We start from the raw sequence: 13,721 nt of genomic DNA on the forward strand, positions 1-13,721 counted from the left end.
CCCTCACCTTAGGTCTTATTTCTCTTCTGACGCATCATCTGCGTTCTGTCGATGAACTGATGGGTAATGGGATCGTGATAACGCGATGGCCAAATAACCCACGGATCGGTTCCCAGCGCGTTAGCAATAATCAATTCGCCCTTTGGCCACGGACGGGTTAGTGCGTTGGCAAGCGTAGAAGAGCTTAAACCGTGACGTCGCGACTCAGCTGCGAGCGATGTCCCCTTTTTGCGAAGGCCGGCAATGATATCCGCTGAATGCCAGTCGATGAACTTATCCATAAATTCTCCCGGTGATAACTGTCTGCGCGTCAATACGGACGGCTGAAATACTATACCCTGGTTCTTATATGGTTTTAACAAGTTCCATTATAGTTCCTGTATATTCGGAATATATTAAGGTTTATGGCGTTATTTGAAGGATATTGGATTTTATTGGAACTCTCCCGCGCAATGCGCGCGGGAGAAAGGGGGGATTAGTGGTCGCGCTGAACGGCGATATGGGCAAGGCCGATGAGCGCCTCGCGCCACGGCGTATCCGGCAGAACCTGCAGCGCGGCGATAGCTTTATCGGCTTCTTCTTCCGCACGTTTCTGCGTCCACTCCAGCGAACCGCAGGCCGCCATGGTTTCAAGTACGGCGTCAAGCAGATGGCGTCCGTTACCCTGCTCGATAGCGCCGCGAATCATCGCCGCCTGATCCGGGGTACCGTGATGCATCGCGTGCAGTAGCGGCAGCGTTGGTTTGCCTTCGTTCAGGTCATCACCGACGTTTTTGCCAAGGCGTTCGCCATCGGAACTGTAATCCAGCAGATCGTCAATCAGCTGGAACGCGGTGCCGAGGTAACGACCATAATCCTGCAGCGCCTGTTCTTCTTCCGCGCTGCAGCCAGCCAGGATGCCGGAACACTGCGAAGCGGCTTCAAACAGACGGGCGGTCTTACTGTAGATGACCCGCATATAGTTCTCTTCTGTGATATCCGGGTCGTTGACGTTCATCAACTGCAGGACTTCACCTTCGGCGATAACGTTTACGGCTTCCGACATCACCTCCAGCACCTTCAGCGAACCGAGGCGAGTCATCATCTGGAAGGCGCGAGTGTAGATAAAGTCGCCCACCAGTACGCTGGCGGCGTTACCGAACGCGGCATTGGCCGTCGCCTTGCCGCGGCGCATATCGGACTCGTCGACGACGTCGTCATGCAGCAGGGTCGCGGTATGAATAAATTCGATCAGTGCGGCAATGTTGACGTGCGCATTCCCCTGATAGCCGACCGCACGCGCTGCAAGCACGGCGATCATCGGACGAATACGTTTACCGCCTCCGCTGACGATGTAGTAGCCTAACTGATTGATAAGCTGTACATCTGAGTTGAGCTGCTCGAGGATTGCCGCATTGACACCCGCCATATCCTGCGCGGTTAACTCATTGATTTTTTCTAAATTCATCGCAAAAGCCGGGCCAAATGTCCTGTTACCGCGAATCCAGGTGGGATCACAGAAGGATTAAGATAGAATTAAAAGAAGATATGATTGTACTGAAAAATCAGCGCAGATAAACGTTAGCGTGAAAGTTGTGTTTTTTTTCTGCGTTGATCGATGATCGCTCTTGTCAAAGGGTCGCGTTTTGCGTAATATTCGCGCCCTATTGTGAATATTTATAGCGCACTCTGAATCACACGAAGAGGTGCGCGGAAGCGGAGTTTTATATGTACGCGGTTTTCCAAAGTGGTGGTAAACAACACCGAGTAAGCGAAGGTCAGACCGTTCGCCTGGAAAAGCTGGACATCGCAACTGGCGAAGCTGTTGAGTTCGCTGAAGTTCTGATGATCGCAAACGGTGAAGAAATCAAGATCGGCGTTCCTTTCGTTGAGGGCGGCGTAATCAAAGCTGAAGTTGTTGCTCACGGTCGTGGCGAGAAAGTTAAAATCGTTAAGTTTCGTCGTCGTAAACACTATCGTAAGCAAGCAGGCCACCGTCAGTGGTTCACTGATGTGAAAATCACTGGCATCAGCGCCTAAGACTTGAGGGAGTAGATTTAAATGGCACATAAAAAGGCTGGCGGCTCGACTCGTAACGGTCGCGATTCAGAAGCTAAACGTCTGGGCGTAAAACGTTTCGGCGGTGAAGCAGTTCTGGCAGGTAGCATCATCGTTCGTCAACGTGGTACCAAATTCCACGCTGGCACCAACGTTGGTTGCGGCCGTGACCACACTCTGTTCGCTTTGACTGACGGTAAAGTCAAGTTCGAAGTTAAAGGCCCGAAAAACCGTAAATTCATCAGCATCGTTGCTGAATAAGTTTTTCGCGTCCTGGTGACGGATGAAAGCCCCGCAACACGTTGCGGGGCTTTTTACATTAGAATCCCGGAAAAATTTCTGCAGGGAAAACGGGCATCATGAAGCAGCAGGCCGGCATAGGCATTCTTTTGGCGCTAACCACCGCGATGTGTTGGGGAGCACTGCCAATTGCAATGAAGCAGGTTCTCGAAGTGATGGAGCCGCCAACGGTGGTCTTTTATCGCTTTTTGATGGCCAGTATTGGTCTTGGCGCGATCCTCGCCATCAAAGGCAAGCTGCCGCCGCTGCGTATTTTTCGCAAGCCGCGTTGGTTGGTTTTATTAGCGATTGCTACCGGCGGTCTGTTCGGTAACTTCATTCTGTTCAGCTCTTCCTTGCAATATCTCAGTCCAACGGCCTCCCAGGTCATCGGCCAGTTATCACCGGTCGGTATGATGGTGGCAAGCGTTGTGATTCTGAAAGAGCGCATGCGCGGTACCCAGGTTGTAGGGGCGCTGATGTTGCTCAGCGGGCTGGTGATGTTCTTCAACACCAGCCTGATTGAAATCTTTACCCGTCTCACGGACTACACGTGGGGGGTAATTTTTGGTGTCGCAGCGGCAACGGTGTGGGTAAGCTACGGGGTCGCGCAAAAGGTGTTATTGCGGCGCCTGGCATCACAGCAGATACTATTTTTGCTGTACACTTTATGTACGATTGCTTTACTGCCACTCGCTAAACCGGGGGTTATCTCCCAACTGAGCGACTGGCAACTGGCTTGCCTGATTTTTTGCGGGCTGAATACCCTGGTCGGCTACGGGGCGCTGGCGGAAGCCATGGCGCGCTGGCAGGCGGCGCAGGTCAGCGCGTTAATTACCTTAACGCCACTGTTTACGCTACTGTTTTCTGATTTATTATCAATGGCCTGGCCCGATGTTTTCGCCAGACCGATGTTAAACCTGATTGGTTATCTCGGTGCGTTTGTCGTGGTTGCGGGCGCGATGTATTCCGCCATTGGCCATCGTCTTTGGGGACGCTGGCGCAAGCGAGAAGCGGTTGTACCGCTGCCCCGCTCAGGCGAATGATTTACGGAGAGTAAAATGAAGTTTGTAGATGAAGCAACGATCCTGGTCGTAGCAGGTGACGGCGGCAATGGTTGCGTTAGCTTCCGCCGCGAAAAATATATTCCGCGAGGCGGCCCGGACGGCGGCGATGGCGGTGACGGCGGCGACGTTTGGCTGGAAGCGGACGAGAACCTCAACACCCTGATCGACTATCGATTCGAAAAATCTTTCCGCGCAGAACGCGGACAGAACGGTCAGAGCCGCGACTGTACCGGTAAACGCGGTAAAGATGTCACGGTGAAAGTGCCTGTAGGGACCCGCGTCATCGACCAGGGAACCGGCGAGACCATGGGCGATATGACCAAGCACGGTCAGCGTTTAATGGTTGCGAAAGGCGGCTGGCATGGTCTGGGCAACACGCGCTTCAAATCATCCGTTAACCGTACCCCGCGTCAGAAAACCATGGGTACGCCGGGCGATAAGCGCGATCTGCAGCTCGAGCTGATGCTGCTGGCCGACGTGGGGATGCTGGGGATGCCGAATGCCGGTAAATCCACCTTCATTCGCGCGGTCTCCGCGGCGAAGCCGAAAGTGGCCGACTATCCATTTACCACCCTGGTACCGAGCCTGGGCGTGGTGCGTATGGACAACGAGAAGAGCTTTGTGGTCGCCGATATTCCGGGGCTGATTGAGGGCGCAGCGGAAGGCGCTGGCCTTGGTATTCGCTTCCTTAAGCACCTCGAGCGCTGCCGCGTGCTGCTGCACCTTATCGACATCGAGCCTATCGACGGTTCCGATCCGGTAGAAAACGCGCGCATTATCATCGGCGAACTGGAGAAATACAGCGAGAAGCTGGCCTCTAAACCGCGCTGGCTGGTCTTCAACAAGATTGACCTGATGGACAAAGCGGAGGCTGAAGCCAAAGCGAAGGCCATCGCCGAAGCGCTGGGTTGGGAAGATAAGTTCTATCTGATCTCCGCGGCCAGCCAGCAGGGCGTTAAAGACCTGTGCTGGGACGTGATGACCTTTATCATCGAAAATCCAATCGTGCAGGCGGAAGAAGAGCAGAAGCCGGAGAAAGTCGAGTTCATGTGGGACGACTATCACCGTCAGCAGCTTGAAGAAGCCGAACTGGAAGAAGATGACGAAGACTGGGATGACGACTGGGACGAAGACGACGAAGAAGGCGTCGAATTCATCTACAAACGTTAATTCTGAGTAAAAAGGGCCGCATCATCTGATGCGGCCCTTTTGTTTTAGTTGTTCTGGTACAAATCTTTATACAGTCGACTTTCGAAGCGCACCAATGGTATGCGGCGGTTGCGCTGGTCGCTCGGCGGCACCGCATAGCCGGAGAGATACTGCACGAAGGCCATCTTTTGCCCGCTGGCGGTGGTAATGAAACCTGCCAGGTTATATACCCCCTGCAGCGAACCGGTCTTCGCCGAAACCTTACCGTCAACGCCCGCCTGATGAAGACCGGCGCGATACTGCAGCGAACCATCGTGCCCGGCAAGCGGCAACATCGAGATAAAGTTGAGCTCGTTATCGTGCTGAGCGATGTACTGCAATACCTGCATCATCGTCGCCGGCGCGATAAGATTGTGCCGGGACAGGCCTGAGCCATCGGCGATAATCGTGTTACCGAGATCAATACCCGCCTGCTGGCGCAGAATTTGCCGCACCGCGTCGGAACCGGCGCGCCAGGTTCCTGGCACGCCCATTCGCGCGTGGCCGATAGTACGAAACACCGTATCGGCAATCATGTTGTCGGATTTCTTCAACATGATGCGTAGAAGATCGTGCAACGGCGCCGATTGGGTCGTCGCCAGCACGGTGCCCGGATCGTTAGCCAGGGTCTGGCGCAAGAGAGTGCCGCTGTAGGTGATACCCGCATCGGTGAGCTCAGCTTTCAGGATCGCGCCTGCATAGCCTGCGCCGTCCTGAATGGCGAACGCCAGCGGCAGCGGCTCGCTGCGCTGCGGCAGGCAGCCGGTGAGGGTGTAGCGGTTAAGATCGCCTGGTACGACGTCCAGCTCGCAATACTGCGCCTCTGCGGAGCCGCGGGCGAGCGTCCGCACCTGGCTGAACATGGTGACCGGATAGTAAGAGGCCACGCGGATAAAGGCCAAATCGCCGGGTTTCTGCGCGCTATAGAGTGAGACGGAGAAACAGTTACGATCAACAATCGCTGCCGCTGGCGGGGCGCTGAAGCACTGCGTCATGTCATTCCATGGCCAGCCGGGGGCCTTATCGTGGCTAGCGAAAACCGAGGTATCGATAAGCACATTGCCTTCAATGCGCTGTATGCCGGCTTTTTTCAGCGACGCCACCATGTTGCGGATATCCTGACGCTTTAGCGTCGGATCGCCGCCGAAGCGGGCAATCAGGTCGCCTTTCAGCACACCGCCGTCAAGCGAGCCTTTGGTTTCCAGCGTCGTGGTGAAGCGGAAGTCCGGCCCCAGCTGCAGCAACGCCGCCAGCGCGGTGATCACCTTCTGGGTACTGGCAGGCAGCGCCATCTGTTGGCTGTGGAAGTCTATCTCCGGCGTCGGGGAGCCAACCTTCTGCGCCATGAAGGCAAGGTTCGCGCCAGCAGGAAGCTGACTGATGTACTCGTCAATATTCGCGGCCTGAGCGCTAAGCGCTATACCGGCAGTCAATCCGATGATAAATCTGGGAAATCGCATAATCTCGCGCTAACAACCTGAAACCAAGCCGTCATACTACGGTGCATCACCCTGTAAAGTAAACGATGACCCATAGTGAACTTCAGGGTAAAATGCGTATCAAATTGAAAATTGCTGCTGACCTGGGGAGTGTTTCCCGGGTCGGTTTTCTTTTTGCTTCGGCCATGGCTAAGACGTGACCGATGGCGGAACGACTCCGTCCGTTCCATGAAGGAATGATAAAGAGGTATAACAAATGCAAGCTATTCCGATGACCTTACGTGGCGCAGAGAAACTGCGCGAAGAACTGGATTTCCTGAAGTCCGTACGTCGTCCAGAGATTATTGCTGCTATCGCCGAGGCGCGTGAGCACGGCGATCTGAAAGAGAACGCGGAATACCACGCTGCCCGTGAACAGCAGGGCTTCTGCGAAGGTCGTATCAAGGATATCGAAGCAAAACTGTCGAATGCGCAGGTTATCGATATCACTAAGATGCCGAATAATGGCCGCGTGATTTTCGGCTCCACGGTCAGTGTGCTGAACCTGGATAACGACGAAGAGCAGACTTACCGTATCGTGGGCGATGACGAAGCGGATTTTAAACAGAATCTCATCTCTGTGAATTCACCGATCGCCCGCGGTCTGATTGGCAAAGAGCAGGATGATGTCGTCACTATCCGTACCCCGGGTGGTGAAGTGGAATACGAAATTACCAAGGTTGAGTACCTGTAAGGCGTATTTCCCGCTACGATGTTTATAGATTGTAAAGAAAGGAAAAAGGCCGCATAGCGGCCTTTTATCAACGTCAGGAGCATGGCATTTTGCTCGCCTGGCCACAGAAATCCCTCGTTTTACACAATGTTGTGTCGGGATTCAGGATATTCTTAGCGTGGCAGCGAGATTTTACGCTCTGGCGTTGGGCGGTACAGAACCAGCGTTTTACCGATGACCTGTACGTTACAGGCGCCGGTTTCACGCACGATGGCTTCCACGATCAAGGCTTTAGTTTCGCGATCTTCTGAGGCGATCTTCACCTTGATGAGCTCATGGTGCCCTAACGCTTGTTCGATCTCGGCCAGTACCCCTTCGGTCAAACCATTATTGCCAAGCATAACTACCGGCTTGAGCGGATGTGCCAGACCTTTCAGGTGCTGTTTTTGTTTAGTACTCAGATTCATCGTATTTTTTTGCTTACGTTGGGATTGAAAACGGGTCATTCTACCGCCATCTCCCATATATCGCCAAACTACCGCGTCGATTTTTACGCAGTAAAGTACGATGAACCCGAATGGGAATGTTAAATGACAGGTAAAAAGCGTTCTGCCAGCTCAAGCCGCTGGCTTCAGGAACACTTTAGCGATAAATATGTTCAACAGGCACAGAAAAAGGGGTTACGTTCCCGTGCCTGGTTTAAACTTGATGAAATACAGCAAAGTGACAAGATTTTTAAGCCGGGGATGACGATAGTCGACCTTGGCGCTGCACCCGGTGGCTGGTCGCAATACGCGGTTACGCAGATCGGAAACAGCGGCCGCATCATCGCTTGCGATCTTTTACCAATGGATCCAATCGTCGGTGTGGACTTCCTTCAGGGCGACTTTCGTGATGAATTAGTCCTGAAAGCGTTACTTGAGCGAGTAGGCGACAGTAAAGTACAAGTTGTCATGTCCGATATGGCGCCGAATATGTGCGGAACACCGGCGGTGGATATTCCCCGGGCTATGTATCTGGTAGAACTGGCGCTTGAAATGTCTCGTGATGTATTAGCGCCAGGTGGTAGTTTTGTTGTGAAGGTGTTCCAGGGCGAAGGCTTCGATGAGTATCTTAGAGAAATTCGCTCCCTGTTTACGAAGGTCAAAGTTCGTAAGCCGGACTCTTCCCGCGCTCGTTCGCGTGAAGTGTATATTGTAGCGACCGGGCGTAAACCATAACCGGTAGATTTCAAACGAAAGTTTGAAAGACGCTGGATATAGAGTATCCTGACGCTGTTTTTAACACAGTTGTAATAAGAGGTTAATCCCTTGAGTGACATGGCGAAAAACCTAATACTCTGGCTGGTCATTGCCGTTGTGCTGATGTCAGTATTCCAGAGCTTTGGGCCCAGCGAGTCGAATGGCCGCAAGGTGGATTATTCTACCTTCCTGCAAGAGGTCAATCAGGACCAGGTTCGCGAAGCGCGTATCAACGGACGTGAGATCAACGTTACCAAGAAAGATAGTAACCGTTACACGACTTACATTCCGGTTAACGATCCGAAGCTGCTCGACAACCTGTTGACTAAAAACGTCAAAGTAGTTGGCGAACCGCCGGAAGAACCAAGCCTGCTGGCTTCCATCTTCATTTCCTGGTTCCCGATGCTGCTGCTGATCGGCGTCTGGATATTCTTTATGCGTCAGATGCAGGGCGGCGGCGGAAAGGGCGCGATGTCCTTCGGCAAGAGCAAGGCCCGAATGCTGACCGAAGACCAGATCAAAACCACCTTTGCTGACGTTGCCGGTTGCGACGAAGCGAAAGAGGAAGTAGGCGAGCTGGTTGAATATCTGCGCGAACCGAGCCGTTTCCAGAAGCTGGGCGGTAAAATCCCGAAAGGCGTCCTGATGGTCGGCCCTCCGGGTACCGGTAAAACGCTGCTGGCGAAAGCTATCGCCGGCGAAGCAAAAGTGCCGTTCTTTACTATTTCCGGTTCTGACTTCGTAGAAATGTTTGTGGGTGTCGGCGCGTCTCGCGTACGCGACATGTTCGAACAAGCTAAGAAAGCAGCGCCTTGCATCATCTTCATCGATGAAATCGACGCCGTCGGTCGCCAGCGTGGCGCCGGTCTTGGCGGTGGTCACGATGAGCGTGAGCAGACCCTGAACCAGATGCTGGTTGAGATGGACGGCTTCGAAGGTAACGAAGGTATCATCGTTATCGCCGCGACTAACCGTCCGGACGTTCTGGACCCGGCACTGCTGCGTCCTGGCCGTTTTGACCGTCAGGTTGTCGTTGGTCTGCCGGATGTTCGTGGTCGTGAGCAGATCCTTAAAGTTCACATGCGTCGCGTACCGCTGGCGCCGGATATCGACGCGGCAATTATTGCTCGTGGTACTCCTGGCTTCTCCGGTGCTGACCTCGCGAACCTGGTGAACGAAGCTGCCCTGTTTGCTGCCCGTGGTAACAAACGCGTCGTCTCGATGGTTGAGTTCGAAAAAGCGAAAGACAAAATCATGATGGGTGCGGAACGTCGCTCCATGGTGATGACGGAAGCGCAGAAAGAATCGACCGCGTACCACGAAGCGGGCCACGCGATTATCGGCCGTCTGGTACCTGAGCACGATCCGGTACACAAAGTGACGATTATCCCGCGCGGCCGTGCGCTGGGTGTGACCTTCTTCCTGCCGGAAGGCGATGCTATCAGCGCCAGCCGTCAGAAACTGGAAAGTCAGATCTCCACCCTGTACGGCGGTCGTCTGGCGGAAGAAATTATCTACGGTGCGGAACATGTTTCTACCGGCGCGTCCAACGATATTAAAGTTGCGACTAACCTGGCGCGTAACATGGTTACCCAGTGGGGCTTCTCTGACAAACTCGGCCCGCTGCTGTATGCCGAAGAAGAGGGCGAAGTGTTCCTCGGCCGTAGCGTCGCGAAAGCGAAGCATATGTCTGATGAAACCGCGCGTATCATCGACCAGGAAGTGAAATCGCTGATTGAGCGTAACTATGGTCGTGCTCGCCAGCTGCTGAACGACAACATGGATATTCTGCACGCGATGAAAGATGCGCTCATGAAATATGAGACCATCGATGCGCCGCAGATTGACGACCTGATGGCTCGTCGCGATGTTCGTCCGCCGGCGGGTTGGGAAGAACCGGGTTCTTCTAATAACTCTGGCAACAATGGCACCCCGACGGCGCCGCGTCCGGTTGATGAACCGCGTACGCCGAATCCGGGTAATACCATGTCGGAACAGCTGGGCGACAAATAAGCCTCCACGCTTTGCCAAAGCGCTCTGACTAATAAGGGCCGCAGCCTAATCCGCTGCGGCCCTTTTGTTTTATGTGCCGGTCTTCAGCGTTCCTCTTTCGGAACATAACTATAGCGATGGCATGCTATCGTCCATCGCGTAAAATGTTTTCGGGATGGAGGCGGCTGCAACACGCGCGGATGCATCGTCTGTCTGATAATATTCATTTTTTGAATATTTAAACGCCGGCGCTTCATTATTCCTTTTGAGGAATTGAATGATGTCACCGTCAGAATCTCTAAGATGGTACGGGCCGAATCCTGTCCGAACGACAACTGTACAAACCATAGCGGAAAGAAAACATGCAATTACACGCCCAGGGGTCAACGCTCGATCTCTCCCATCCGCATGTGATGGGGATCCTTAACGTTACGCCGGATTCCTTCTCCGATGGCGGCAGCCACAATTCACTGATTGAAGCGGTTAAGCATGCCAACCTGATGATTAACGCCGGGGCGACTATTATTGATATCGGCGGTGAATCAACCCGGCCTGGCGCGGCGGAAGTCAGCGTCGAGGAAGAGCTGGCGCGGGTGATCCCGGTGGTTGAGGCAATTGCACAGCGTTTTGAAGTCTGGATCTCGGTTGATACCTCGAAAGCCGAGGTCATCCGCGAATCCGCGCGCGCTGGCGCGCATATCATTAACGATATCCGTTCATTAACCGAGCCTGGCGCCCTGCAGGCCGCCGCGCAAACCGGGCTACCGGTGTGCCTGATGCATATGCAGGGGCAGCCGAAAACGATGCAGGAAGCGCCGAAGTACGAAGATGTTTTTGCCGATGTTGACCGTTTTTTTGCTGAACACATTGTGCGCTGCGAACAGGCGGGGATCGCAAAAGAAAAATTGTTGCTCGACCCGGGATTCGGATTCGGTAAAAATCTTTCCCATAACTATGAACTGCTTGCCCGACTAGGGGAGTTCCATCATTTTGGCCTCCCGCTGCTGGTGGGGATGTCGCGTAAGTCGATGGTGGGTCAGCTGTTGAACGTAGGGCCGTCGGAACGGCTGAGCGGCAGCTTGTCCTGCGCAGTCATTGCTGCAATGCAGGGCGCGCAGATAATTCGCGTCCATGATGTCAAAGAAACGGTAGAAGCGCTGCGCGTGGTGGAAGCCACCCTGGCCGCTAAGGAAAATAAACGTTATGAGTAACCGCAAATATTTTGGCACCGATGGTATTCGTGGCCGCGTTGGCGACGCACCTATTACGCCTGAGTTCGTGCTGAAACTGGGTTGGGCGGCCGGCAAAGTGCTCGCGCGCCATGGTTCACGTAAAATCATTATCGGCAAAGACACGCGAATTTCTGGCTACATGCTGGAATCCGCGCTGGAAGCTGGCCTGGCGGCTGCGGGCTTGTCCGCCTCATTTACCGGCCCTATGCCGACGCCGGCAATCGCTTATCTGACCCGCGCCTTCCGCGCTGAAGCGGGAATCGTCATCTCTGCCTCTCATAACCCTTTCTACGACAACGGTATTAAATTCTTCTCCATCGAAGGCACTAAGCTTCCGGATGACGTCGAAGAAGCAATTGAAGCAGAGATGGAAAAAGAGCTGACCTGCGTTGATTCCGCTGAGCTTGGGAAAGCCAGCCGTATTGTCGATGCCGCAGGCCGCTATATTGAGTTCTGTAAAGGCACTTTCCCGAATGAGCTGAGCCTCGGTTCGCTGAAGGTAGTGGTGGATTGCGCCCACGGCGCGACTTACCACATTGCGCCGAATGTATTCCGTGAACTGGGCGCACAGGTTATCGCGATGGGCTGTGAGCCTGATGGGCTAAATATTAACGAAGAGGTCGGCGCAACCGACGTCCGCGCGCTGCAGGCACGCGTGCTGGCGGAAAAAGCCGATCTGGGTATTGCCTACGACGGCGATGGCGATCGCGTCATCATGGTTGATCATGAAGGTAATAAAGTCGATGGCGATCAGATCCTCTATATTATCACCCGTGAGGGTCTGCGTCAGGGTCAGCTGCGCGGTGGCGCAGTCGGCACGCTGATGAGCAACATGGGTCTTGAGCTGGCGCTGAAGCAACTTGGCATTCCGTTTACCCGTGCGAAAGTGGGTGACCGCTACGTGCTGGAAAAACTGCAGGAAAAAGGCTGGCGTATCGGCGCGGAAAACTCCGGCCACGTGATTCTGCTGGACAAAACCACCACCGGCGATGGCATTGTCGCCAGCCTGCAGGTGGTGGCGGCGATGGTGCGTAATCATATGAGCCTGCACGATCTGTGCAGCGGTATGAAAATGTTCCCGCAGATTCTGGTCAACGTACGCTTTACCGAAGGCAGCGGCAACCCGCTGGAACATGACAGCGTAAAAGCGGTCACTGCCGAAGTTGAGGCTGCGCTGGGGAACCGTGGACGCGTGCTGCTGCGTAAATCTGGCACAGAGCCGCTGATTCGCGTGATGGTTGAAGGCGAGCATGAAGCGCAGGTGAAGGAATTTGCCCACCGTATCGCCGATGCGGTCAAAAGCGTATAACTATCGCGTCTAAGTGATTAAAAAGGCGGCTGTTGCTGCCTTTTTAAGCATATAAAAACGCTTTTTGCTGTTTTTTTCCGCAGTTGATACAATACACCAAAATTGCCCTTGCGAAGGTTATTCGCTTTGGTTAGTATTCACACCCGCTTCAGTGGGAAATATTAAAACGTCCCGCTTTATTGGTGAAGCACTTGGTATGCGGCGAATCCGCAAGGAACAGGTTGATTATGTACGAAGCTCTTTTAGTAATTTTCCTTATTGTAGCGATTGCCCTTGTTGGCCTGATCATGCTGCAGCAAGGTAAAGGCGCTGACATGGGAGCCTCCTTCGGAGCAGGCGCTTCTGGCACGTTGTTTGGTTCTAGCGGTTCTGGTAACTTCATGACCCGTATGACCGGCATCCTGGCCGCGCTGTTCTTCATCATCAGTCTGGCGCTGGGTAATATCAACAGCAACAAGACCAATAAAGGAAGTGAGTGGGATAATCTGAGTGCGCCGAAATCTGAGCAGACTCAGCCAACCGCACCGGCTCAGCCGGCCAGCGATATCCCGCACTAAGTATTCTGTACCGAGGTGGTGGAATTGGTAGACACGCTACCTTGAGGTGGTAGTGCCCTAACGGGCTTGTGGGTTCGAGTCCCATCCTCGGTACCAATATTCCAGAGAAAAGACGCTGAAAAGCGTCTTTTTTTGTTTTTGTCCCTCTCTATTCGTTGTTTATTTATAAACAACACTCCGCTGGTTTTGATCCCCGTGAAATCGCTAAAGTCGCCCTCATCAATTTTGACGAGGTTCAGTGACGCCATGCGTACTTTAAAAGTAGTTATCATTGCCGGTATGTTGGGCCTGGCCGGATGCAGCAGCAATTCTTCGCCAGAAACAGTAGACACGTTGAATACCCTGCAGGTGCCGGTTATAAATAATTCCGTGCCTGCGCCGGAATCATCAACGGTCGTTAACTGTTTTCAGGATAACAACCTGCTCATCAGCAAGTTAAGCCAGTCGCTTAAAAGCAACTATTTACAGGATGTGGATAAACGGGATGTCTTTGATAAGCATAGCGAGGCGTTTCAGGTCTACGGTGCGTTAACCAAACTTGAGCAAATGGCTTCGATGAACGACGTCTACCGTAAAGAGAACAATATTGCGGGCTTGCAGGAAATTAATAAGCTGCTGAAAACCATACCATCTGTCGCATAAAAAAAGGGATTGCCGATAGGCAATCC

The 13,721-nt window shown here is 53.5% G+C and carries 15 protein-coding genes and 1 tRNA gene; 12 read left to right on the top strand and 4 right to left on the bottom strand.

Annotated elements, in window-relative coordinates:
- Positions 1-8 precede the first annotated feature (8 nt).
- Positions 9-281, bottom strand: coding sequence for a DNA-binding transcriptional regulator SfsB (gene sfsB / locus KGA69_RS08985; protein ID WP_015369506.1), 273 nt, complete (start codon positions 279-281; stop codon positions 9-11).
- 194 nt (positions 282-475) lie between these two features.
- A complete protein-coding gene (ispB, locus tag KGA69_RS08990) occupies positions 476-1,447 on the bottom strand; it encodes an octaprenyl diphosphate synthase (protein ID WP_045394958.1) in 972 nt (323 codons plus the stop codon).
- 260 nt (positions 1,448-1,707) lie between these two features.
- Between ispB and rplU the strand changes: the two genes are divergently transcribed.
- From rplU to cgtA, 4 genes are all read left to right on the top strand, one after another.
- Complete coding sequence (gene rplU / locus KGA69_RS08995; RefSeq protein WP_015703604.1) at positions 1,708-2,019, top strand: 50S ribosomal protein L21; 312 nt, start codon at positions 1,708-1,710, stop codon at positions 2,017-2,019.
- Positions 2,020-2,040: 21 nt separating this feature from the next.
- Positions 2,041-2,298 (top strand): 50S ribosomal protein L27, encoded by a 258-nt coding sequence (gene rpmA, locus KGA69_RS09000; protein WP_002434222.1) that lies wholly within the window; start codon positions 2,041-2,043, stop codon positions 2,296-2,298.
- 98 nt (positions 2,299-2,396) lie between these two features.
- On the top strand, positions 2,397-3,362 hold the full coding sequence (locus KGA69_RS09005) for a DMT family transporter (protein ID WP_015369509.1): 966 nt from the start codon (positions 2,397-2,399) through the stop codon (positions 3,360-3,362).
- A 15-nt stretch (positions 3,363-3,377) separates the two neighbouring features.
- The gene (cgtA, locus tag KGA69_RS09010) at positions 3,378-4,553 is read left to right on the top strand and encodes an Obg family GTPase CgtA (RefSeq protein WP_045377966.1); all 1,176 of its coding nucleotides are present in this window, start codon (positions 3,378-3,380) and stop codon (positions 4,551-4,553) included.
- Between the two features lie 44 nt (positions 4,554-4,597).
- On the opposite strand, the gene dacB is transcribed toward cgtA, so the two are convergent.
- Positions 4,598-6,031: a serine-type D-Ala-D-Ala carboxypeptidase gene (gene dacB / locus KGA69_RS09015; RefSeq protein ID WP_213293017.1), complete on the bottom strand. Its 1,434-nt coding sequence runs from the start codon at positions 6,029-6,031 to the stop codon at positions 4,598-4,600.
- 235 nt (positions 6,032-6,266) lie between these two features.
- Here dacB and greA point away from each other — a divergent pair, with 235 nt between their 5' ends.
- On the top strand, positions 6,267-6,743 hold the full coding sequence (greA, locus tag KGA69_RS09020; protein ID WP_045394952.1) for a transcription elongation factor GreA: 477 nt from the start codon (positions 6,267-6,269) through the stop codon (positions 6,741-6,743).
- A gap of 152 nt (positions 6,744-6,895) precedes the next feature.
- On the opposite strand, the gene yhbY is transcribed toward greA, so the two are convergent.
- Positions 6,896-7,189 carry a ribosome assembly RNA-binding protein YhbY gene (yhbY, locus tag KGA69_RS09025; RefSeq protein WP_002918374.1) on the bottom strand — a complete coding sequence of 98 codons (294 nt, stop codon included), beginning with the start codon at positions 7,187-7,189 and terminating at the stop codon, positions 6,896-6,898.
- Positions 7,190-7,312: 123 nt separating this feature from the next.
- Between yhbY and rlmE the strand changes: the two genes are divergently transcribed.
- From rlmE to KGA69_RS09060, 7 genes are all read left to right on the top strand, one after another.
- A complete protein-coding gene (gene rlmE, locus KGA69_RS09030; RefSeq protein WP_008806638.1) occupies positions 7,313-7,942 on the top strand; it encodes a 23S rRNA (uridine(2552)-2'-O)-methyltransferase RlmE in 630 nt (209 codons plus the stop codon).
- 99 nt (positions 7,943-8,041) lie between these two features.
- Positions 8,042-9,976 (top strand): ATP-dependent zinc metalloprotease FtsH, encoded by a 1,935-nt coding sequence (ftsH, locus tag KGA69_RS09035; RefSeq protein ID WP_015369514.1) that lies wholly within the window; start codon positions 8,042-8,044, stop codon positions 9,974-9,976.
- 341 nt (positions 9,977-10,317) lie between these two features.
- Positions 10,318-11,166 carry a dihydropteroate synthase gene (folP, locus tag KGA69_RS09040; protein ID WP_045394950.1) on the top strand — a complete coding sequence of 283 codons (849 nt, stop codon included), beginning with the start codon at positions 10,318-10,320 and terminating at the stop codon, positions 11,164-11,166.
- Entirely contained in the window at positions 11,159-12,496 is a 1,338-nt protein-coding gene (gene glmM / locus KGA69_RS09045; protein WP_213293018.1) for a phosphoglucosamine mutase, read from the top strand. Before folP ends, glmM begins: the two co-directional genes overlap by 8 nt.
- Before the next feature lie 227 nt (positions 12,497-12,723).
- Positions 12,724-13,053: a preprotein translocase subunit SecG gene (secG, locus tag KGA69_RS09050; RefSeq protein ID WP_015369517.1), complete on the top strand. Its 330-nt coding sequence runs from the start codon at positions 12,724-12,726 to the stop codon at positions 13,051-13,053.
- Positions 13,054-13,062: 9 nt separating this feature from the next.
- Positions 13,063-13,149 (top strand) — tRNA-Leu (locus KGA69_RS09055).
- Positions 13,150-13,332: 183 nt separating this feature from the next.
- Positions 13,333-13,695: a hypothetical protein gene (locus KGA69_RS09060; RefSeq protein ID WP_380379404.1), complete on the top strand. Its 363-nt coding sequence runs from the start codon at positions 13,333-13,335 to the stop codon at positions 13,693-13,695.
- Positions 13,696-13,721 lie beyond the last annotated feature (26 nt).

The sequence above is a fragment of the Klebsiella sp. A52 genome (assembly GCF_018388785.1).
In the GTDB taxonomy this organism is placed as follows: Bacteria; Pseudomonadota; Gammaproteobacteria; order Enterobacterales; family Enterobacteriaceae; genus Klebsiella; species Klebsiella aerogenes.

Excerpts from the sequence above, each read along its gene's own strand:
- sfsB (WP_015369506.1), bottom strand. The coding sequence starts at position 281 with ATGGATAAGTTCATCGACTGGCATTCAGCGGATATCATTGCCGGCCTT.
- ispB (WP_045394958.1), bottom strand. The coding sequence starts at position 1,447 with ATGAATTTAGAAAAAATCAATGAGTTAACCGCGCAGGATATGGCGGGT.
- rplU (WP_015703604.1), top strand. The coding sequence starts at position 1,708 with ATGTACGCGGTTTTCCAAAGTGGTGGTAAACAACACCGAGTAAGCGAA.
- rpmA (WP_002434222.1), top strand. The coding sequence starts at position 2,041 with ATGGCACATAAAAAGGCTGGCGGCTCGACTCGTAACGGTCGCGATTCA.
- KGA69_RS09005 (WP_015369509.1), top strand. The coding sequence starts at position 2,397 with ATGAAGCAGCAGGCCGGCATAGGCATTCTTTTGGCGCTAACCACCGCG.
- cgtA (WP_045377966.1), top strand. The coding sequence starts at position 3,378 with ATGAAGTTTGTAGATGAAGCAACGATCCTGGTCGTAGCAGGTGACGGC.
- dacB (WP_213293017.1), bottom strand. The coding sequence starts at position 6,031 with ATGCGATTTCCCAGATTTATCATCGGATTGACTGCCGGTATAGCGCTT.
- greA (WP_045394952.1), top strand. The coding sequence starts at position 6,267 with ATGCAAGCTATTCCGATGACCTTACGTGGCGCAGAGAAACTGCGCGAA.
- yhbY (WP_002918374.1), bottom strand. The coding sequence starts at position 7,189 with ATGAATCTGAGTACTAAACAAAAACAGCACCTGAAAGGTCTGGCACAT.
- rlmE (WP_008806638.1), top strand. The coding sequence starts at position 7,313 with ATGACAGGTAAAAAGCGTTCTGCCAGCTCAAGCCGCTGGCTTCAGGAA.
- ftsH (WP_015369514.1), top strand. The coding sequence starts at position 8,042 with ATGGCGAAAAACCTAATACTCTGGCTGGTCATTGCCGTTGTGCTGATG.
- folP (WP_045394950.1), top strand. The coding sequence starts at position 10,318 with ATGCAATTACACGCCCAGGGGTCAACGCTCGATCTCTCCCATCCGCAT.
- glmM (WP_213293018.1), top strand. The coding sequence starts at position 11,159 with ATGAGTAACCGCAAATATTTTGGCACCGATGGTATTCGTGGCCGCGTT.
- secG (WP_015369517.1), top strand. The coding sequence starts at position 12,724 with ATGTACGAAGCTCTTTTAGTAATTTTCCTTATTGTAGCGATTGCCCTT.
- KGA69_RS09060 (WP_380379404.1), top strand. The coding sequence starts at position 13,333 with ATGTTGGGCCTGGCCGGATGCAGCAGCAATTCTTCGCCAGAAACAGTA.